This is a genomic window from Mesorhizobium sp. B2-5-11, assembly GCF_006440835.1.
In the GTDB taxonomy this organism is placed as follows: Bacteria; Pseudomonadota; Alphaproteobacteria; order Rhizobiales; family Rhizobiaceae; genus Mesorhizobium.
Map to the genome: position 1 here is coordinate 1,310,944 of NZ_VFUK01000001.1, position 20,489 is coordinate 1,331,432.

General features: G+C 63.8%; 20 protein-coding genes. 9 read left to right on the top strand and 11 right to left on the bottom strand.

Annotated elements, in window-relative coordinates; all coding sequences use genetic code 11:
* Positions 1-612, bottom strand: a complete 612-nt coding sequence (locus FJ490_RS06725) for a glutathione S-transferase (RefSeq protein ID WP_140515378.1) — start codon at positions 610-612, stop codon at positions 1-3.
* 49 nt (positions 613-661) lie between these two features.
* Positions 662-1,285 (bottom strand): thermonuclease family protein, encoded by a 624-nt coding sequence (locus tag FJ490_RS06730; protein ID WP_140515377.1) that lies wholly within the window; start codon positions 1,283-1,285, stop codon positions 662-664.
* A gap of 73 nt (positions 1,286-1,358) precedes the next feature.
* On the opposite strand from FJ490_RS06730, the gene FJ490_RS06735 reads away from it, so the two are divergent.
* A complete protein-coding gene (locus tag FJ490_RS06735) occupies positions 1,359-2,879 on the top strand; it encodes a HAMP domain-containing sensor histidine kinase (protein ID WP_140648938.1) in 1,521 nt (506 codons plus the stop codon).
* A gap of 37 nt (positions 2,880-2,916) precedes the next feature.
* Here the strand turns inward: FJ490_RS06735 and FJ490_RS06740 are convergent, their stop codons facing one another.
* Positions 2,917-3,915: a nicotinate-nucleotide--dimethylbenzimidazole phosphoribosyltransferase gene (locus tag FJ490_RS06740; RefSeq protein WP_140686442.1), complete on the bottom strand. Its 999-nt coding sequence runs from the start codon at positions 3,913-3,915 to the stop codon at positions 2,917-2,919.
* Between the two features lie 160 nt (positions 3,916-4,075).
* Here FJ490_RS06740 and FJ490_RS06745 point away from each other — a divergent pair, with 160 nt between their 5' ends.
* Both FJ490_RS06745 and FJ490_RS06750 read left to right on the top strand, forming a co-directional pair.
* The gene (locus FJ490_RS06745) at positions 4,076-4,309 is read left to right on the top strand and encodes a DUF1289 domain-containing protein (RefSeq protein ID WP_140498642.1); all 234 of its coding nucleotides are present in this window, start codon (positions 4,076-4,078) and stop codon (positions 4,307-4,309) included.
* A 13-nt stretch (positions 4,310-4,322) separates the two neighbouring features.
* Complete coding sequence (locus FJ490_RS06750) at positions 4,323-5,027, top strand: TIGR02281 family clan AA aspartic protease (protein WP_140498643.1); 705 nt, start codon at positions 4,323-4,325, stop codon at positions 5,025-5,027.
* Positions 5,028-5,044: 17 nt separating this feature from the next.
* Here FJ490_RS06750 and dusA read toward each other — a convergent pair whose 3' ends face one another.
* Together dusA and FJ490_RS06760 are read right to left on the bottom strand one after the other, a co-directional pair.
* On the bottom strand, positions 5,045-6,043 hold the full coding sequence (gene dusA / locus FJ490_RS06755; RefSeq protein ID WP_140729151.1) for a tRNA dihydrouridine(20/20a) synthase DusA: 999 nt from the start codon (positions 6,041-6,043) through the stop codon (positions 5,045-5,047).
* Between the two features lie 455 nt (positions 6,044-6,498).
* Positions 6,499-6,801 carry a DUF982 domain-containing protein gene (locus tag FJ490_RS06760; RefSeq protein WP_140729152.1) on the bottom strand — a complete coding sequence of 101 codons (303 nt, stop codon included), beginning with the start codon at positions 6,799-6,801 and terminating at the stop codon, positions 6,499-6,501.
* A 330-nt stretch (positions 6,802-7,131) separates the two neighbouring features.
* Between FJ490_RS06760 and FJ490_RS06765 the strand changes: the two genes are divergently transcribed.
* Complete coding sequence (locus FJ490_RS06765) at positions 7,132-8,589, top strand: NCS1 family nucleobase:cation symporter-1 (protein ID WP_140498646.1); 1,458 nt, start codon at positions 7,132-7,134, stop codon at positions 8,587-8,589.
* A 73-nt stretch (positions 8,590-8,662) separates the two neighbouring features.
* Here the strand turns inward: FJ490_RS06765 and FJ490_RS06770 are convergent, their stop codons facing one another.
* The 5 genes from FJ490_RS06770 to tpiA all read right to left on the bottom strand — a co-directional run bounded on the left by FJ490_RS06770 (position 8,663) and on the right by tpiA (position 13,961).
* On the bottom strand, positions 8,663-9,214 hold the full coding sequence (locus FJ490_RS06770; RefSeq protein WP_140729153.1) for a DUF1697 domain-containing protein: 552 nt from the start codon (positions 9,212-9,214) through the stop codon (positions 8,663-8,665).
* 26 nt (positions 9,215-9,240) lie between these two features.
* Positions 9,241-10,878 carry a CTP synthase gene (locus tag FJ490_RS06775; RefSeq protein ID WP_140564533.1) on the bottom strand — a complete coding sequence of 546 codons (1,638 nt, stop codon included), beginning with the start codon at positions 10,876-10,878 and terminating at the stop codon, positions 9,241-9,243.
* Between the two features lie 212 nt (positions 10,879-11,090).
* Positions 11,091-12,215: a L,D-transpeptidase gene (locus FJ490_RS06780; protein ID WP_140560957.1), complete on the bottom strand. Its 1,125-nt coding sequence runs from the start codon at positions 12,213-12,215 to the stop codon at positions 11,091-11,093.
* 330 nt (positions 12,216-12,545) lie between these two features.
* Positions 12,546-13,022 carry a preprotein translocase subunit SecG gene (secG, locus tag FJ490_RS06785; RefSeq protein ID WP_140525224.1) on the bottom strand — a complete coding sequence of 159 codons (477 nt, stop codon included), beginning with the start codon at positions 13,020-13,022 and terminating at the stop codon, positions 12,546-12,548.
* A gap of 171 nt (positions 13,023-13,193) precedes the next feature.
* Complete coding sequence (gene tpiA / locus FJ490_RS06790) at positions 13,194-13,961, bottom strand: triose-phosphate isomerase (RefSeq protein ID WP_140560956.1); 768 nt, start codon at positions 13,959-13,961, stop codon at positions 13,194-13,196.
* A gap of 143 nt (positions 13,962-14,104) precedes the next feature.
* Between tpiA and FJ490_RS06795 the strand changes: the two genes are divergently transcribed.
* Genes FJ490_RS06795 through glp form a run of 5 tightly spaced genes read left to right on the top strand, consistent with a single transcriptional unit; the run spans position 14,105 to position 19,529 of the window.
* Positions 14,105-15,997, top strand: coding sequence for a SurA N-terminal domain-containing protein (locus tag FJ490_RS06795; protein ID WP_140498654.1), 1,893 nt, complete (start codon positions 14,105-14,107; stop codon positions 15,995-15,997).
* Entirely contained in the window at positions 15,994-17,004 is a 1,011-nt protein-coding gene (trpD, locus tag FJ490_RS06800; protein WP_140515367.1) for an anthranilate phosphoribosyltransferase, read from the top strand. The genes FJ490_RS06795 and trpD overlap by 4 nt, the downstream gene beginning before the upstream one ends.
* Before the next feature lie 4 nt (positions 17,005-17,008).
* Positions 17,009-17,821, top strand: a complete 813-nt coding sequence (trpC, locus tag FJ490_RS06805) for an indole-3-glycerol phosphate synthase TrpC (RefSeq protein ID WP_140515366.1) — start codon at positions 17,009-17,011, stop codon at positions 17,819-17,821.
* Between the two features lie 2 nt (positions 17,822-17,823).
* Entirely contained in the window at positions 17,824-18,324 is a 501-nt protein-coding gene (gene moaC / locus FJ490_RS06810) for a cyclic pyranopterin monophosphate synthase MoaC (RefSeq protein WP_140729154.1), read from the top strand.
* Positions 18,324-19,529, top strand: a complete 1,206-nt coding sequence (gene glp / locus FJ490_RS06815; RefSeq protein ID WP_140729155.1) for a gephyrin-like molybdotransferase Glp — start codon at positions 18,324-18,326, stop codon at positions 19,527-19,529. Before moaC ends, glp begins: the two co-directional genes overlap by 1 nt.
* A 15-nt stretch (positions 19,530-19,544) precedes the next feature.
* Here glp and FJ490_RS06820 read toward each other — a convergent pair whose 3' ends face one another.
* Positions 19,545-20,375 carry an alpha/beta hydrolase gene (locus FJ490_RS06820; protein ID WP_140557166.1) on the bottom strand — a complete coding sequence of 277 codons (831 nt, stop codon included), beginning with the start codon at positions 20,373-20,375 and terminating at the stop codon, positions 19,545-19,547.
* Between the last annotated feature and the right edge of the window lie 114 nt (positions 20,376-20,489).

Genomic DNA, 20,489 nt, shown 5'->3' on the forward strand with positions numbered 1-20,489 from the left:
TCAGGCCGCGGCACTCGGCCGGCTCGAAACCATCCGATACCAGCGCAACACATTGCTGCACTCGTCCGGCACCTTGATGCGCGCCGGTTTCATAAAATCGATGGCGATCATCCCGGTGATATCGGCGATCGAATAGGCGTCGCCGGCGGCGAATTCGCGGGTTCCCAGTTCGCCGTCGAGAAGTCGCAGAAATTCGATTGCCTTCGGCTTGTTGGCCTCGCCCCACTCGGGAATCTGCGGGATCTCCCATTCCTTCATGGCCGGATGGGTGTGGCGGAAAGCTTGCGCGACGCAGGTCAGCAGGTTGAATTCCATCCGCCTTTGCCACATCTCGACCTGCGCCTTGCCGAGCGCCCCGCGACCGAACAGTGCGGGCTCGGGATTGAGTTCCTCGAAATAGCGGCAGATGGCGACGGACTCGGTGATGACGGTGCCATCGTCAAGCTCCAGCACCGGCAATCGCCGCAGTGGATTGCGCGAGCTGACCGCCTGTTGCCTGTGTTCCAGCGCGCCCATGTCGACGGACACCAGCGGAACCGCGATTCCCTTCTCGGCCAGAAAAATGCGAACCCGTCTTGGGTTGGGCGCTCGGCCGCCGTCGAAGAGCTTCATTCGATCCTCCAGTTCTTGCCGGTGATGGCAGGGTTCAGCTTCCGCCGGCTTACCAGAAGCGGAAGATCTCTCGCACGGCATCGCCGATGGAGGCGAACGTGCCATGTTTTCTCTCGACGGACTCGCCATGGTGGCTGTCGCGCCAATCTTGCGGCTGGTCGAACGTACCTGCCCAGATACCGGCCTTTGCCGCGCGCGCGATCGCTTCCTCGCTCTCGTAATCGCCGAAAGCGACCGCCCAGCCCGCCTCGACCTGTGCGCGGTTGAGATCGGTGTCCCCGGCCCTGCAATCGCCGAGCAGCCGGCCGTAACGATCGCGCTGCCAGCCGCTGCAGATGACGGGCCTGCCGGCGATCAGGCGCACCAGAGATTGGCGCGCAAGCGTGCCACAGGAATAGTCGGCGCCTTTCTTGCGGCAGGTCTGAGTGTATTCCGGCGCGTCGATGCCGCGCATGCGAATGCGTTCGGCGCCGAGCGTGATCGAGTCGCCATCATTGATGATGGCGACGCCCTGTGTCTTTCGCGTCTCCACGCGATCGAGGCGCGCCGCAAGCACGATCAGCAACCCCAGAATAATGACGGTCAGCCCGTAGTCCAGCAATTTGCGCCATGGGCTTCGCGGACGCGGCGCAGCGTACCGCCGGCGCGGTCCTTGCGACCAGGAACGGCTCATATGGCAAACGGTTGGTTAATCATTCGAACGTAGCTTAACACCTTGAAATGCCGCCCGCATAATTGAAGTCTTCATGCCTTTGCAACGCTCGAACACAGCGGACAAATTCATTGTGGACCGCAGGAAACGCCATCGCAACAGCGATGTCGCGCGCGCGGTGCGCAAGACGCGCGACCGTCTTTCGCAACAGGCCGGCAATCCGGATTTCGATCGCGAACTATTGAAACTCCATGCGCGCGCGATGACCAGCGGGGCCATTGCCATTCCGCTGCTTGTCCTGGCGATCGCCGCGCTTGGCCGGCTGGCCGGCATCGGCAATGAGATCATTCTCTGGGCGCTGTTCACCCTGACCTGCTACACGATGTTGGCTTTCATGGCGCGCCGCGTCGAACGCGTGGAAGCGTCCGATCTTAACCCGTTGCAAACCCAGAGAGAATTCCTGTTCGCACATTTCCTGTGTGGCCTCGGCTGGGGCTGGTTCGTCTGGCTCGGCTGCGGTGCCTGCGCGGTCGACCAGTTTCAGGTGGTCAAGGCCGTGGTGCTGCTGCTTGCCATGGCCGGAACCGCTATCATGGCCTCATCCCTGCGCGGGGCGTTGCTGGCGACTTTCGCTGTTCCGGTGACGCTTTACGCCTACGCCGAAATAAGGCTGTGGATGCCTGTCGGGGCGATCATGGCCGTACTGCTCGTTCTTTCGCTGCCTTTCTTTGCCTATATCGCGCGGAACCTCAACCGCTCCTCCCTGATGCTTTTGTCGTTCCGCTCCGAAAAGGACGCACTGATCGCCGAAGTCGAGACCGCGAAATCGATGTCGGACGAGGCGCGGCGGCGCGCGGAAGATGCCAATCTGGCCAAATCGCGCTTTCTTGCCTCGATGAGCCATGAATTGCGCACGCCGCTCAACGCAATTCTCGGTTTTTCCGAAGTGATGTCGAACGAAGTGCTGGGGCCGATGAGCAATCCCACTTATCGCGACTATGCCCATGACGTGCACGAATCCGGCCAGCATCTTCTCGACCTCATCAACGAGATCCTCGACCTGTCGCGCATCGAGGCCGGCCGGTACCAGCTCAATGAAGAGCCGGTGATGCTGCTCGGCATTGTCGAGGATTGCTGCCACATGATGGAGTTGAAGGCGCGCAACAAGGATATCCGCGTCATTCAGGATTTCGAACATGCCTTGCCGCGCCTGTTCGCCGACGAGCGCGCGGTGCGCCAGATCACCCTCAACCTCTTGTCCAACGCGATCAAGTTCACCGCTACCGGCGGCGAAATCCGCGTGCGCGTCGGCTGGACGGCCGGCGGCGGACAATACATCTCGGTCAGGGACAACGGCCCCGGCATACCGGAAGACGAGATCCCGGTAGTGCTTTCGGCCTTCGGCCAAGGTTCGATCGCCATCAAGAGCGCCGAACAGGGCACCGGACTTGGTCTGCCGATCGTGCAGGGCCTGCTCGCCATGCATGGCGGCGAATTCCAACTTCATTCCAAGCTGCGCGAAGGCACAGAGGCGATTGCCATCTTCCCGCTGAGCCGGGTAATGGAGGAACTCCCGGCCCTGCCGACCGCGGCGGTCGCGGCGCGTCGGCGTTGACGCGCCTCATGCGTGGAATGAGCGACGAATGCTCGGCCTAGCCGCGAACGGCCGCGGCCATGCCCGAACTGGTCAGTGCCGCTGCCTTGATTAGGCCGGCGGCAAGTGCCGCGCCTACTCCCTCGCCGTGGCCGACGCCGAGGTCAAGCAAGGGGCGAAGGCCAAGGCGCTCGGCGGCCTGCGCATGCGCGGGCTCCGGCGACAGGCCGGCGAGAAGGCAATGATCCAGCGCGGCAGGATTGGCGGCATGCAGGACCGCTGCGGCTGCCGTTGCCGCAACTCCGTCGAGCAGCACGGGGATCTTTTGCATCCGTGCCGCAAGGATGGCGCCGGCTATCGCCGCGAACTCACGGCCACCGAGCCGGCGCAGCACCTCCAACGGTTCATCGAGATGGCCGGCGTGGAAAGCCAGCGCCGCATCGACCACCTCCGCCTTGCGCGCCTGCATCGCCGCATCGGCGCCAGAGCCCGGGCCGACCCAATCGGTGCCCTTGCCGCCCAACACGGCCGCGAACAGGGCCGCGGCGACGGTGGAATTGCCGACGCCCAGATCGCCGAGGCAAAGCAGGTCGGCGCCGCCGGCGATCGCCTCCATGCCAAAGGCCATGGTCGCGGCGCAACCCCGCTCGTCGAGTGCGGCATCCTGCGTGATGTCGGCTGTCGGAATATGCAAGGCGAGATCGAAAACCTTCAGCCCGAGGTCGTTGGCGACGCAGACCTGGTTGATCGCTGCACCGCCGGCCGCACACAGTTCGACGGCGTTTGCGGTCGCCGCCACGGCTCTCGGCGAGACGCCGTGCCTGACAACACCATGGTTGCCGGCAAAGACCGCGACCAGAGGCCGCGTCACTGCCGGCGGCGCACGGCCACTCCATGCTGCCAGCCAGGCAGCGATATCCTCGATGCGACCAAGCGAGTTCCTTGGCTTGTCCGCCTTGGCGAACAGCGTTCGCACACGGGCCTCGGCTGTCGTGTCGGCCGCCGGCAGGTTGGCCAGCAGGTTACGGAAATCGTCGAAGGGCTGTGCTCTGGTCATGTCGTGGAAATCGTCCTTGCAGATGGCAGCGGCATAGCCGCCCTCGTGCGCCGGCACAACCTCCCGCGCCTGATGTAAAAGCGGCCGCGAGCGACGCATTCCCGAGGGCTTGCAAAGGCCATGCCGTTGCACCATGTGGAAGTCAGCCAAGGAAACATTCATGACGGCCATCGAATCCCCATGCATTCTGGTCTGTTCGATCGATATGAAGACCGGTTTCTGTTTCGGGTGCGGCCGCACCCGGGACGAGATCGGCGCCTGGATCGACATGACGGCGCAGGCGCGCCGTAACGTCATGGCCCAACTGCCTGCAAGGCTGGAGACGGTCGAGCGCCGGCCGCGCCGCGAAACCCGCCGCACCCGTATGGCACGGGAACGCGACGCGCTCTCGTGAACGGATTGCCGACATGAACCGCCTGTTCTGGATCCTGATGCTCGTCATCGGCGTCGGCGCGGTGCTGCTGATGTTCAACGATTCCGCCGGCAATACGCTCGGCGTCGAGAACGATGATTTCGGCCGGTTGATCTGGCTGGGCGCCTTCGGCGCGCTCATCGGCGCCGGCCTTCTAAGGTCGGGCCGCCCGCTCAGCGCCATGGCGCGCAATCTCGGCGCGTGGGCGGCGATCGCGCTCGCGCTGATCGCCGGCTATCAATATCGCTACGAATTGCAGGATTTCGCCAACCGGGTAACCGCTGGCCTTGTTCCCGGCAGCCCGCTGGCGCTGGGCATCGAGGACGGCCATGCCACCGTGACGCTCGACAAGGCCGACAATGGCCATTTCGAGGCGCGCATCCTGATCAACGGCGCGCCAGTGCGCACGGTGGTCGACACAGGAGCGACCAGCACCGTGTTGACGTCGCAGGACGCCCAGGCAGCCGGGATCAATCCCGCCGCTCTCGATTTCACCATACCGGTCTCGACCGCCAACGGCACGGCGCGCGCCGCGGCTGTGAAAACCAACGAACTGGCCATCGGCGGCATCGTGCGAAAGAATATGCCGGTGATGGTCGCGGCACCCGGTATGCTTGGCCAGAGCCTGCTCGGCATGAACTTCATCAGTTCGCTGTCCGGCTTCGACGTGCGCGGCGACCGGATGACCCTCCGGGATTGACGTTCGGCGAAAGCGGTTCAGGCGGCCTTGTCGACCGCCCCGCTGAGGTCGACCGCAGCGAACGCCGTCTTCAGCACCTGCGGCCCAGCGCCGGGGCGCGTTGCATCCGTGGAGAGGATCTGGCGGTAGCGGCGCGCACCGGGCAATCCATGGAACAACCCGACCATATGGCGGGTGACGTGGCCGAGCCGCCCGCCCTGTTCGACATGGCGTCCGGCGTAGCCGGCCATGACATCGATCAGCGCGGCGAAATCGAAGGGACCGGTCCGCTCTCCATAAAACATGGCATCGACGCCGGTCAGAATGCCTGGAGTATGGTAGGCGGCGCGGCCGAGCATGGCGCCGTCGAGGTGCTGGAGATGCGTCTGCGCCTCTTCAAGCGATTGAATACCGCCATTGATGCCGATGAATTCGCTCGGTTTTCTCGCCTTCAACCGATAGACGCGGCCATAGTCGAGCGGCGGGATGTCGCGGTTTTCCTTGGGGCTCAGCCCCTCCAGCCATGCCTTGCGCGCATGCACCCAAAGGGCGTCGGCGCCGGCCGCGAAAACACCGTCTGCAAGCGCATCCAGCGCCGGCTCGGGATCCTGCTCGTCGACGCCGATGCGGCATTTGACGGTTACGGGAATGGTCACCGCCGCCTTCATCGCCGCGACACAGTCGGCGACGAGGTCAGGCACCTTCATCAGGCAGGCGCCGAACGTACCGGACTGGACGCGGTCCGACGGGCAGCCGACATTGAGGTTGATTTCCTCATAGCCGAAAGCCTGGCCGATGCGCGCCGCCTCGGCCAGCTTCCCCGGATCGGAGCCGCCGAGCTGCAGCGCGACCGGATGTTCCGCATCGTCGAAACCGAGCAGGCGCTCGCGCGCGCCCTGGATGACCGCGTCCGCCACCACCATCTCGGTGTAGAGCAACGCACGGCGAGTCAGCTGGCGATGGAAGAACCGGCAATGGCGGTCCGTCCAATCCATCATCGGGGCGATTGCCACCTTATGCTCTTGGTATCTCGACATTTTTTGCGTCAATTGGTTGGTTGATGCGGGCAGTATGGCCACCAATCCTCATATCGGCGACATATGCGAAGTAGGCAAGCCCCTCACTCGAGCAGCAAGTCTGAAGGCGGTCCTTCTGCGCCTGCCAAATCCTATGGCCTGAAGTGCTGTCTTCTCGTTTTTTCGAGTGCTGGGCGAAATCGCTCCAAGAAATCGGAAGCTTGCACCCCCTTGCTACACCGCAGGAGAGCGGCACGCCGTTTTGCGACCTGGTCGATAGTCTTTCAACTGCGGCGAACAAGACGGGGGACCGCCTTGCCAGGATTGGCTGCTTTCCGAAGTTGCCGACCACAAGCAGATGGTGGCCATCCTGGGCCGCGCCGCATTAGGCGTTCGCCGACGCCATGGCAAACGGACAAACAGTCGATCGGCGCCGGGGGTCGGCGCCGATTTTCGACTACAGCCGGTTCAGAACGTTACCGCCGCAGCGCGTACACGCGCCCAACTGGCTCGCTGCCCACCGACAAGGCCATCTCGTCATCCAGAAGCCGCGTGATCCGGGCGAAGCCCGTGAACGCCTTCCTGGCTTCTTCAGCCGACATCTGCCCCGACAGGGCGGCCGCGCAGCAGTTCAGCGCGCATTGATAGACAGGGCCACGTCGCCCGGTCGGCCATTTACGCAAAAAAACCATGGCCTCGGCAACACTGTCGATTTCCTCGATAGGGTGTCCCTGCCCGCGTGAGATCCGCACGGGCGAAAAAAAATGCAAATAATTCATCGTATCCTCCCGCTCGGTCGCGACGTGTTCGACCGAACCCCATCAAACGCGCCATCATCCACTTGGTTCCATAAAAAACGTGCGCTTGGCAAAAAAAGGGCAGGTTTGCCCGCCGCGACTGCGATGTCGTCGCTGCCGGCGCTTGAAAGCGCCGCGAATCGGACTCGCCGATCAGAGCGGCAAGTATCGTGCCGCGCGATAAGAGCGATCCCCATTGAATATCTTTAAGGCCAAAGTCGGCAAATCAGCCGATTGCCCCTTCCCTCGCGTCAGGCGTAACCTTGACGGTCAACGCGTGAGGGCGCGTGCTGCAAGAAGGGGACAATTGCAATGACGATACAAGGCGCATCGCCGGATCTATATAACGAAGATCTCGCACCGGCCAAGATACGAAACTGGGGACCATTCTCGATCTTCAACGTCTGGACGTCGGACGTGCACAGCCTCTGGGGTTACTATCTCGCCGCCAGCCTTTTCCTGTTCTGCGGCGGTTTCGTCAACTTCATCATCGCCATCGGCATCGGCTCGCTCGTCATCTACGCGCTGATGAACATGGTGGGCTATGCCGGCGTGAAGACCGGCGTGCCTTACCCAGTGCTCGCCCGCGCCTCGTTCGGCATCTGGGGCGCCAACATACCGGCGCTGGTGCGCGCCATCGTCGCCTGCTTCTGGTACGGCGCACAGACGGCGGCCGCTTCCGGCGCCATTGTCGCGCTGCTGATCCGCTCGCAATGGTTCGCCGATTTCAACGCCAACACCCATTTCCTCGGCCACTCCGGGCTGGAAGTGATCTGCTTCGTGGTCATCTGGGCGCTGCAGCTGCTGATTATCCAGAACGGCATGGAGACGGTGCGCCGCTTCCAGGATTGGGCCGGGCCAGCCGTGTGGGTGATGATGCTGATCCTGGCCGTCTATCTCTGTGTCAAAGCCGGGACCTTCGCCTTCACCAGTGACATTCCGATGGAGGTGCTGCTCGAAAAGACCAAGGATGCGGGCGTGCCAGGTACGCCGGGATCGTGGACGTCGCTGTTCGCCGTCGCCGCGATCTGGGTGACCTATTTTTCGGCCCTCTATCTCAACTTCTGCGATTTCGCCCGCTATGCACCGGACAAGGCATCGCTGCGCAAGGGCAATATCTGGGGCCTGCCGATCAATCTCATCCTGTTCTCGCTGGTCGCTGGCGTCACCACCATTGCCGCTTACGACGTCTATCACGAGGTGCTGCTGCACCCCGACCAGATATCGGCGAAATTCGGCAGCTGGTTCTTGGCCGCGCTCGCCGCCTTGACCTTCGCGGTGGCGACGCTCGGCATCAATGTCGTGGCCAACTTCGTCTCGCCGGCCTTCGACTTCTCCAACGTCTTCCCGCGCCAGATCGACTTCAAGAAGGGCGGCTACATCGCGGCACTGATCGCGCTCGTGCTCTATCCCTTCGCGCCTTGGGAAGGCAGCGCTGCGTCCTTCGTCAACATCATCGGCGCGACAATGGGGCCGATCTTCGGCGTCATGATGGTCGACTACTACCTGATCCGGAAGGGCGAGGTCGACGTCGAAGCGCTTTATCGCGAGGATGGCGAGTTCCGCTTCCAGGGCGGCTGGCATGTCAATGCCTTTATCGCTGCCGGCATTGGCGCCGTCTTCTCCTCGATCCTGCCGAACTTCACCAATTGGCTGCCATCCTGGTGGGGCGTCTATGGCTGGTTCTTCGGCGTCGGGATTGCCGGCATCATCTACTACGTGCTGCGCACCGCGGCCGTGGGTGCCGGCGCCAAGACAGCGAAGGCCTGAAATGGGCAGTAGGCAGGAAAGGTAGGGAAAGCAGACGGCTTCCCCCTACTGCCTACTGCCTACTGCCTACTGCCTACCGCCTACTGCCTGCTTCTACCATCTCGGCGAGCCGGCGCACCGTGTTCCAGTTGCGCGACGTGCCGACGCCCAGGCGTTTGTGATTGGCGGCCGCGAGCAGCCGTGAACTCGGTCGTTCCCGCGAAAAGACGACCCAGATGTCGCCGCCGCGTGACATCACCTTCTCATCGGCGGCGGCATGGGTCTCGAGCGCCGCCGCCGCATCGTCGGGCACGGGCTTGCGCATTATCCGGACGGCCACCTGGTCACCGGTCTCGGCGGATTCAGCCGGAAACGGATTGCCGGCCGCGAGCCTCAGCCAATCTTCGGCACCGCGCACGATGATATCGACATGGCGGCCGAAAGCTTTTTTGAAGGCGGCTTCCAGACGCTGCTCGAGACCGGCGACGTCCGTCGCCGGCGCCTCGAAGACAAGATTGCCCGTCGCCACGAGCGTACGGACATTCTTCAGCCCGAGGCCTTCCGCCATCGCCTTCAGGTCGGACATCACGACCCGGCGCCCTTCTCCCAGGACGATGCTGTAGAGAAGGGCGACGTAGGTCTGCATCGGATGCCGAACCCCGCCTGGCGCGCCTATACCAGGCGCGATTGTTCGACCGCCGCCTCGATGAAGCTGGCGAACAGCGGATGCGGGTCGAGCGGCCGGCTCTTCAGCTCGGGGTGGTATTGCACGCCGATGAACCAGGGATGGTCGGGGTATTCGACCGTTTCGGGCAGCACGCCGTCGGGCGACATGCCGGCAAACACCAGGCCGCAATCCTCCAGCCGCTGCTTATAGTCGATATTGACCTCGTAGCGGTGGCGGTGACGCTCGGAAATCTGCGTGTCGCCATAGATGTCGGCGATCTTGGAACCCTTGGCGAGCTCGGCCTGATAGGCGCCGAGCCGCATCGTGCCGCCGAGATCGCCGGTTGTCCGGCGCTTCTCCAGCATGTTGCCCTTCAGCCACTCCGTCATCAGGCCGACGACCGGCTCCTGGGTCGGGCCGAATTCGGTCGAGGAGGCCTCATCGACCCCGGCCAGCGACCGCGCCGCCTCGATACAGGCCATCTGCATGCCGAAGCAGATGCCGAAATACGGCACCTTGCGCTCACGCGCGAATTTCGCAGCCAGGATCTTGCCTTCCGAGCCGCGCTCGCCGAAACCGCCGGGCACCAGGATGCCATGCACCTTTTCCAGCCAGGGCGCCGGATCCTCCTTCTCGAAGATTTCCGATTCGATCCAGTCGAGCTTGACCTTGACGTGGTTGGCCAGACCGCCATGCGACAGCGCCTCGATCAGCGATTTGTAGGCGTCCTTGAGGCCGGTATATTTGCCGACGATGGCGATGGTCACCTCGCCTTCCGGATTGTGGATGCGGTTGGACACGGCCTGCCACGGCTCCATGCGCGGCTTCGGCGCGGGGTCGATGCCGAACGCGGCCAGCACTTCCGAATCGAGCCCTTCCTTGTGGTAAGCCATCGGCACGTCGTAGATGTGCGGCACGTCGAGCGCCTGGATGACCGCGCTCTCCCTGACATTGCAGAACAGCGACAGTTTTCTACGCTCTTCCTTGGGAATGGCCCGGTCGGCGCGGACGAGCAGGATGTCGGGCGCGATGCCGATACCGCGCAGCTCCTTAACCGAATGCTGGGTCGGCTTGGTCTTCAATTCGCCCGCGGTCGGGATATAGGGCATCAGCGTCAGATGCACATAGACGGCGTTGTTGCGCGGCAGGTCGTTGCCGAGCTGGCGGATCGCCTCCAGGAAAGGCATCGCCTCGATGTCGCCCACGGTGCCGCCGATTTCGCACAGCACGAAATCATAGTCGTCATTGCCGTCGAGGACGAAATTCTTGATCTCGTCGGTGACGTGCGGGATGACCTGCACGGTGGCGCCGAGGTAGTCGCCGCGCCGCTCGCGCTCGATGATGTTCTTGTAGATGCGGCCGGTGGTGATGTTGTCCTGCTGGTTGGCGGAACGGCCAGTGAACCGCTCGTAATGGCCAAGATCGAGATCGGTCTCGGCGCCGTCATCGGTGACGAACACCTCGCCATGCTGATACGGCGACATCGTGCCCGGATCGACATTGAGGTAGGGATCGAGTTTTTTGATGCGTGCGCGATAGCCCCGCGCCTGCAAGAGAGCCCCTAGGGCCGCTGCGGCAATGCCTTTTCCAAGTGAGGAAACCACGCCGCCTGTGATGAATACATATCGCGCCATGGGAGTCATCGCTTAACGCGGCCGGATTGATTCCGCCAGAGAAAAAACCGCCGCTAAGGCTTTTTCCCAAGAAGGCGCTCGAACCGTGATCCGAAAATGGGATCCGGTTTTCGGATAGGCCCATGTCGAACGGGCTGGCCCGTTCCACTGGAACGCGACCAAGAGCGAGGCAAAACAAAAGGGCCGGCTGAACCGGCCCTTTTGGCAAGCTGCTGCAAACGTCAGATGATGACGACCTTGGTGCCGACCTTGACGCGGCTGTAGAGGTCCATGACGTGCTCGTTCATCATGCGGAAACAGCCATTGGAAGCGCTGGTTCCGATCGACTGCGGCGCGATGGTGCCGTGGATGCGCAAATGCGTGTCCTTCTTGCCGTCATAGAGGTAGATGGCGCGGGCGCCGAGCGGATTCTGGCCGCCGCCGGGCATGCCGTCCTTGTACTGGGCATAATGCTTGGGCTCGCGCTTCTGCATGTCCAGCGTCGGGATCCAGCGTGGCCACTCCTGCTTGTCGCCGACCGCCACGGTGCCCTTGAACTGCAATCCTTCGCGGCCGACCGCGATGGCGTAGCGGCGGGCGGTGGACGATGATTCCACCAGATAGAGCCGGCGGGCACTGGTATCGATGACGATCGTGCCGGCCTCGTAACCGGTGAATTCCACGTCCTGTGGCACGAACTCCGGCTTTACCTTGAACGGCTTCTTGGCGTTTTTCCTGGCGAGCGCCGAATCCAGCGCACGGGTCTCAGGCAGATAGTTGATCGAGGACGATGCCATCTGGCCGCCAAACAGTCCGGCGAACAGGCCGCCGCCGGTGCGCTGCTTCTGGCCAGGCAGCTCGCTGCGCAATTCGCCATTGTTGCCGGTCAGCGCAACGTTCATCACCTCGGCCGATTCCGGTTCGGCCGAAGGAATCGGCTCGATCGGCGTCAACGGCTCGATGATCTTCGTGACATTCTTGGCCGGCTTGGCCGCGGCCACTTCGGTCGCCGGGGCAGTCTTGCCTCTCTTGGCCAGGAACGCCTGCCGTTCCGCCTCGGCCTTCGCTTTCGCCGCTTCGCGCATCGCCATCTTCCTGGCTTCCAGCGCCTTGGCCTTGGCGGCTTCCTTGTCGGCAACGATCTTGGCCTCGATCTTTTTGATCTGGGCGAGATCGTCCGGTGTCGGATTTTTCTTCTTCTTGAGAAGCCTCAACTGCGCCGCATCGCTCTTGGCTGCGACGTTGATGGCGTCGGTCTTGCCGACCGACTGATTGGCGGCCAAATTGGCTGGCACGCCGGCGAAAGCCGGGGAGCTCATGCCGAGTGCGGCGCAAAGTCCCAGGAAGATGAAGCTGCGAAGCTGCATGGCGAAGATCCGATCGTTCAATATTTGTTGCCCACGGCGTCGCCCGGCGTCCCCCAAGGACACCGAAAATGCCGCGCGCAATCTATAGTCGAATAAGCGCGGGCGCCTCAAGCGCGAGGCCGCTGCACTTCCCGTCGAATCTTCGTGATGCCGCCGCATTTGCCGCGACTGTGGTCAAACGACAACAGATCGGCTGAGTGTAAGAGATCAGAGCGGGCCGAGGGCCCGGCAGCGAGAGCCGGAACCGAGCGCAGTTCGGTTGTAACGACGCAGAATGCCGGCGTTCGCACGCCGGCGCTCCCTGTCAGATAGCCCTTGAACGAACCCGGATTACTGGTTCGGCACCTGCGGGGCCGCGGGCGCGGTGCTGGCGCCGTTGGTCGCCGGCGACGTCGAGCCGGCGGCGGGCGGCGCGGCCGGAGCGTTGGCCGGGGGCGTTGTCGCGGCTCCGTTGCCGGAAGGCGGCGTCGGCGCCGCGTTGCCTGAAGGCGGCGTCGGGGTGGTCGTGCCAGGCAATTGGTTGAGTACGCCCTTGCCGGCGCCGTCCGATGTTGCGGGAACGCGGTCGAGAATGTCGATCGGCTTCTCGCCGTAGCGGGCAATGATCGACAAGGTCAGCGACGTCACGAAGAAAGCGGCCGCCAGAATCGCCGTCGCCCGAGTCAGCGCATTGGCGGCGCCGCGCGCCGTCATGAAGCCAGATCCGCCACCAATGCCAAGGCCGCCGCCTTCGGAGCGCTGCAGCAGCACAACGCCGACAAGGGCCAGAACGACCATGAGATGGATGACGATCAGTACGGTTTGCATAGTTTATCCTGGCAATGCCCTGCCCGGCCGCGGACACGACCGGGGAATTGGAGGCGGCTCAATACAATGCTTTCACGGCATTTCCAAGCCCGTGGCCGGAATATGGGAAGCAAGGCGTCCTTTACAACGATTTCCCGTGCGCCGCGCCCGCTTCGGCGCCGCGCGAAGTCATCAGGAGATGCTGCGATAGGCTTCCGCGATGCCCAGGAAGTCGGCCGCTTTCAGGCTGGCCCCGCCAACCAGCGCGCCGTCGACATTCCTGACCCCAAGCAGTTCCACTGCATTGGACGGCTTGACCGAACCGCCATAGAGAATGCGCATCTTGCCCGCGGCGGTGCCGAGTTTCTCCGACAGTTTTTCGCGAATATGCGCATGCGCCTCGGCTACATCGGCGACGGTCGGGGTCAGGCCGGTGCCGATCGCCCACACCGGCTCATAGGCAACGATCGTGTTGGACGCGGTAGCGCTTGCCGGCACCGAACCGGCAACTTGGCGTGACAGCACGTCCAGCGTCGCGCCCGCTTCGCGCTCCTGCCGCGTCTCGCCGATGCAGACAATGGCCACAAGCCCGGCGCGCCAGGCTGCGGAGGCCTTGGCCTGAACTGTGGCATCATCCTCGCCGCGCTGTTCGCGGCATTCGGAATGGCCGACGATGACGTGGGTCGCGCCCGCATCCTTCAGCATCTCCGCGGAGATGCACCCGGTATAGGCGCCGCTCTCCTTGGCGTGGCAATCCTCACCGCCGGCATGAACCGGCGTACGCGACAGAATCTCGGCGGCATGGGCGAGCAAGGTCGCGGGAACGCAGACCAGCGCCTCGGTGTCTGCGTCGAGCCCGCTCATGAAACCGTTGCCGATCATCCTGAGTTCATTGAGCGAGGCGCTGGTACCGTTCATTTTCCAGTTGCCTGCGACGAGCGGGCGAATTCCTGGCGTCATCGTTTGCTTCTCCGGGTGACATTCGGCTGGCGTTCTCACTACCAAAATCAAGCCACAAAGCAATCGACAGTGGACCGGAAGGGCGCTATTGCGCTTGTTTCAGACTCGGCGCATCCGAAAATGCGCATAAATCGGAAGTAACGATGCTTGGTATATTGAGAAGCGCGGCGGGCACCTGGGTCGCGAAGTTACTGCTTTCGCTGCTGGTGGTCAGTTTTGCGGTCTGGGGCGTATCGGGACGGCTGATGGGTGGCCTTGCCGGCCACGACTCCGTCATCACGGCCGGCGGCACCAAGGTGTCGATCAACGAATACCGCCTCGCCTATGACCGCCAGCTCGCCGTCATGTCGCAGCAGTTCGGTCAGCGCCTCACCCACGAACAGGCAAAGGCGCTCGGCGTCGACAACCAGGTGTTGGCGCAGCTTGTTTCGGGCGCGGTCCTCGACGAACAGGCTCGCAAGCTCGGCCTTGGCCTGTCCAAGGACCGGCTGGCGGAACTCACCCGCGAGGATCCGGCGTTCAAGGGCCCCGGCGGACAGTTCGACCGGAGAGCCTTCGAATACAGGCTGCGTGAGGTTGGCATGCGCCCGGAGGATTATTTGAAGAATCGTGCCCAGGTCGCGGTGCGCCAGCAGATCGTCGAGGCGGTTTCGGACGGCCTCAAGGCGCCTGACACCTTCTTCAAGGCGGTGGCCCTGTACCGTGGCGAGGATCGTACGGTCGACTATCTGACCTTGCCGAAGGCGCTGGTCGAACCCATCGAGGCGCCGAGCGACAGCGCGCTGCAGGCCTATTTCGAGGCCAACAAGAAGACCTATGCCGCGCCCGAATACCGCAAGTTTTCCTATGTCAGGCTCGAGCCGCAGGACATCATGGATACGAGCTCGGTGACCGACGCCCAGGTCAGCGACGACTACAACAAGAACAAGGCGCGCTACACCACTCCCGAGATGCGCACCATAGAGCAGCTTGTGTTCAAGACGCCGGACGAGGCCAAGGCCGCGCTCGATTCGTTGAAGTCCGGCGCAACCTTCGACAAGCTCGTCACTGCGGAAGGCAAGACCCCGGCCGACACGCTGCTCGGAACGCTCGCCAAGGACAAGATCGCCGACAAGGCGGTCGCCGACGCTGCTTTTGCGCTCAACGTCAATGAGGTCAGCCCTGTCGTGCAGGGTGCCTTTGGTCCCGTGCTGCTGCGCGTCACCGAGATCAAGCCCGAAGTCGTGAAGCCGCTGGCCGAAGTGTCGGACCAGATCCGCAAGGACCTGGCGCTGGGCGAGGCAAACCGCATCCTTCTGGACGTGCATGATAATTACGAGGACAGTCGCGCCGCCGGCAGTTCGCTGGCCGACGCCGCCGCCAAGCTGAAGCTGAAGGTCGTCACTGTCGACGCGATCGATCGCAGTGGCCTGCGGCCCGATGGCTCCATCGTCAAGGATCTGCCGGAATCGCCGGCCCTGATCAAGGCTGCCTTCGATGCCGAACCGAATACTGAAAACGAGGCGCTGACCACGGCCGATAACGGCTTCATTTTCTATGAAGTGGCTTCGATCACGCCGGCCCGCGACCGCACGCTGGACGAAGTTCGCCAGAAGGTCGTTGCCGACTGGACCGCGGCCGAGACGGCCAAGCGGCTGACCGCCAAGGCGCAGGAGCTGGAAAAGCGGCTCAAGGCCGGCGCAACGCTCGACGTCATTGCCGGCGAGCTCAAGCTGGAAAAGCAGACCAAGCGTGGCCTGAAGCGCGAAGCCGACGACGCCGATTTCGGCAAGGAAGGTGCAGCGGTGATGTTCGGCGTCGGCGAAGGCGGCACCGGCTTGATCCCCTCTCCCACCAGCGACGCGCAAATCCTGTTCAAGGTCGCCGAGGTGTTCGAACCCGCCGGGGCCGATGCCAGTTCGGTGCCCGAGGACGCGCGCAAGTCCTTCACCTCCGGCATGTCGGACGATCTGCTCGACCAGTTGGTGGCGCAGTTGCAGACGCAGTACGGCGTCCGCGTCGACCAGGCTGCCGTTGCCCAAGCCTCGACAAGATGAGCGCGCTGAAAACCCATATCGCCAAGGTCGCGACCGGCACCGCCCTGTCCTTCGACGAGGCGCGCGAGGCCTTCGACATCATCATGTCGGGCGATGCTACGCCCGGCCAGATCGGCGGCTTCCTGATGGCGTTGCGTGTGCGCGGCGAGACGGTGGACGAGATTTCGGGCGCCGTCGCCACCATGCGCGCCAAGATGCTTCGCGTCGACGCACCTGTCGGCGCCATCGACATCGTTGGCACCGGCGGCGACAATTCGCACTCCGTCAACATCTCGACGGCATCCGCTTTCGTCATCGCCGCCAGCGGGGTTCCGGTCGCCAAGCATGGCAATCGCGGGTTGTCTTCGCTGACCGGTGCGGCCGACGTCCTGACCGCGCTCGGCGTCAAGATCGACCTCACGCCGCAGGCCATCGGCCGCTGCATCCACGAGGCTGGTGTCGGCTTCATGTTCGCGCCGGCACATCACCCGGCGATGAAGCATGTCGGCCCGACCCGCGTGGAGCTCGGCACCAGGACCATCTTCAACTTGCTCGGTCCGCTCTCCAACCCGGCCGACGTGCGCCGGCAGATGGTCGGCGTATTCATGCCGGAATGGATCATACCGGTGGCCCAGACGCTGAAGGCGCTGGGCACCGAGCATGCCTGGGTCGTTCATGGTGACGGCTACGACGAGATCACCACCACGGGTGAAACGCATGTCGCCGAACTGATCGGCGGCGAGATCCGCACCTTCACCTTGACGCCCGAAGCGGTTGGCCTGACCCGTCACACCAAGGAAGAACTGCGCGGCGGCGACGCTGCCTACAACGCCGAGGCGTTGCGCGCTATGCTGGGTGGCGCCGTGGGCGCTTTTCGCGACACCGTGCTGATGAACGCCGGCGGCGGCTTGGTGGTGGCGGGCAAGGCGACGACGCTCGCCGACGGCATGGCGACGGCGGTGCAAGCCATCGACAGCGGCCGGGCGCTGCAGGTGCTCGACCGGCTGGTCGAGATTTCGAACGGTTAGACAGATGTCGGACATCCTGCGCAAGATCGAGGCCTACAAGCGCGACGAGATCGCGACGGCCAAGGCGCGCGTGCCGCTGGCCGAGATCAAGGCGCGGGCGAAAGACACTGACGCGCCGCGCGGCTTTCTCACGGCGCTTGAGGCGAAGCGCAGATCCGGCGGCTTCGCTCTGATTGCCGAGATCAAGAAGGCAAGCCCGTCCAAGGGCTTGATCCGCGCCGACTTCGATCCGCCAGCGCTCGCGCGGGCCTATGCAAAGGGCGGCGCCGCCTGTCTTTCGGTGCTGACCGACGCACCGTCTTTCCAGGGCGCGCCGGAATTTCTCACCAAGGCAAGAGCCGCCGTCACCCTGCCCGCGCTGCGCAAGGATTTTCTGTTCGATCCTTATCAGGTCCATGAAGCTCGCGCCTGGGGGGCGGACGCCATCCTGATCATCATGGCCAGCGTAGATGATGATTTGGCGAGCGAGCTTGAAGCGACGGCATTCGAACTCGGCATGGATGCGCTGATCGAGGTCCACGACGAGGCCGAGACGGAGCGCGCACTGAAGCTGTCGTCGCAATTAATCGGCATCAACAACCGTAATCTGCGGACATTCGAGACCCGTCTCGAAACCTCGGAACGACTGCGGGCGATGATTCCGGGCGGTTACTTGCTGGTCAGCGAAAGCGGCATCTTCTCTCATGACGACTGCCTCAGATTGCAGAAGAGCGACATCGGCACCTTCCTGGTCGGCGAAAGTTTGATGCGCCAGCAGGATGTGACCGCGGCAACGCGCGCGCTGCTCACCGGCAAGGCAGCGGCCGAGGCCGTCTGACGATGACGGCCGCCCTCACCCATCTCGGCCCGCAGGGCCAGGCCAACATGGTCGATGTTGGCGGCAAGGACGAAACGACGCGCACCGCTGTCGCCGAGGGTTTCGTCTCGATGCGGCCCGAGACGCTGAAGATGATCCTGGCCGGCAATGCCAAGAAAGGCGATGTGCTGGGCACCGCGCGCATAGCCGGCATCATGGCAGCGAAGAAGACGCATGAGCTGGTCCCGCTCTGCCATCCGCTGCTCTTGACCAAGGTCTCCGTCGACATTGAGCCCGATCCTGCCCTGCCCGGACTGAAGATCATTGCGCTGGCGCGCGTCACCGGCAAGACCGGCGTCGAGATGGAAGCGCTCACCGCGGCTTCGGTTGCCTGCCTGACCATTTACGACATGGCCAAGGCGGTCGACCGTGCCATGGTCATCACCGGCATCCGGTTGGTCGAAAAGACCGGCGGCAAGTCGGGCGACTACAAAGCCGCTGGCGAAGATGGGGCGGTCGCCTGATGGCGCTGCTTCCGGTCGCAGCAGCGCTCGAACGCCTGCTGGAGGGTGCTGCGCCGCTTGCGAGCGAAAGCGTTTCGCTCCTCGAGGCCGTGGATCGCGTTCTCGCGGAACCGGTGGTGGCGTTGCGCACCCAACCGCCCTTCAACGCCTCTGCCATGGACGGATACGCGGTCCGCGCTGTCGATGTCGCGTCCGTGCCGTCCCGGCTTTCGGTGATGGGCGTGGCGGCGGCCGGGCGCGGCTTTGACGGCGCCGTCGGCAAGGCGCAGGCCGTGCGCATCTTCACCGGTGCTCCGCTGCCGCAAGGCGCAGACACCATCGTCATCCAGGAAAACGTTCGTGACCTCGGCGGCGGCAGCATCGAGGTGGTCGAACCGACGGCCGAGGGGCGCAACATCCGCCGCTTCGGGCTCGATTTCTCCGAGGGCGACATCCTGCTGGAAAAAGGCCGCGTGCTCGATCCGGCAGCACTGTCGCTTGTCGCCTCGGCCAACCATCCCCGGGTGGGCGTCGTAAAGCGGCCGCTGGTTGCCATCATCGCCACCGGCGACGAGCTGCTGCCGCCCGGCAGCGAACTCGGCCCCGACCAGATCATTTCGTCAAACGCCTATGGCGTCGCCGCCGCCGCGCAATCGGTCGGCGCGCATGCGCTTGATCTCGGCATTGCCGCTGATCGCGAGGAAGCCATCGCGGCGCTGGTCAGGAAAGCGGTCGCGGCCGGCGCTGATGTCATCGTCACGCTTGGCGGCGCCTCGGTCGGCGACCACGATCTGATCCATGACGTGCTGACCGGCGAAGGCATGACGCTGGGTTTCTGGAAGATCGCCATGCGTCCCGGCAAGCCGCTGATGTTCGGCCGCCTCGGCGACATCAGGTGCATCGGCCTGCCCGGCAATCCGGTGGCGAGCCTCGTCTGCTCGCAACTGTTCCTGAAACCGCTCCTGGCACGCCTCGGCGGCCGCGATTTCCGGCAAGATATTCGTCAGGCAAGGCTGGGCGCCGCCATGCAGGCCAATGATCTGCGCCAGGACTATGTGCGGGCGGTGGTCAGGCAAGAGGCCGGCATGCTGGTGGCAACCCCTTTCAGCATCCAGGATTCCTCGATGCTGAGGATACTGGCCGAGGCCAACGGACTGATCGTGCGCGAACCGTCTGCGTCCGCCGCGGCTGTAGGAAATGCCTGCAGCGTTATAATGCTGAGGTGAAGTTTCGCCGTTTTTCTACTCCGCAAGCAAAGTTCGTGTCAGCGGATGGACCGGATCAGCCAGGCCTTCGACAATGTCGTAATGATGTCGGTCCGGCTCGACCACCGCGCTCGTGACGGCACCAAGCCCTGTCCAGATATTGGCCAGCAAGGCGTTCTGGCGCAAGAACTCGGACCGCTCGCCGCCTCCGGCCCAGCACGTGACGCGAGCGCCATCCATGGGCCGCAGCAGCGCCGGGCTTTCCGTCAGCGCCTCGGCTTCATCGATTTTCAGCGCCGCGTTCATGCCGGTGCGCATAAGCGGACGCAGGTCATGCAGGCCCGAAATCGAAACAACGTGGCGTACGCGCCTTGCCACGCCGGCCGCCAAGGGCGTTGATGTCGTCGCCATGCGGCTGGCGAGATGGCCGCCGGCCGAATGCCCGGTCAGCATAAGCGGTCCCCCGACCATCGCCGCCGCCTTGCCGATCGCCGCGCCGATCTCGTGGGAGATGCCGGCGATGCGTATGGCGGGGCAGAGCGTATAGGACGGCATCGCCACGGCAAAGCCGCTGTCAACCGAGCCCTTGGCGAGATGCGACCAGCTATCCTTGTCGGACTCCAGCCAGTAGCCGCCATGGATGAACACGACGAGCCCCTTGGGTGCCCCGGCGGGAAGGAAGAGATCGAGCCGGTTGCGCGGCCTGTCGCCATAGGCGATGTCGAGCTGAGTCCTGCCCTTTGCCGCAAGCGCATCGCGAAATGCCTGCGCCGGTTCGACCCATGCAGCTGGCCAGCGATCGCTGCCGGCGATGTTGGCGCCGTTGGCGTAGGCATTGTCCCAATCGGCAATGCGATGTTCGAGCATCGGCACCCTCCCCCGGACGGCATCGTTTCAGCCGATAGCAATGGCGATCGACAGCGGCAACGTCAATGCTCCGGGGGCAAAACATTTTAGGCTTGAAACAAATTTCGACTGGTG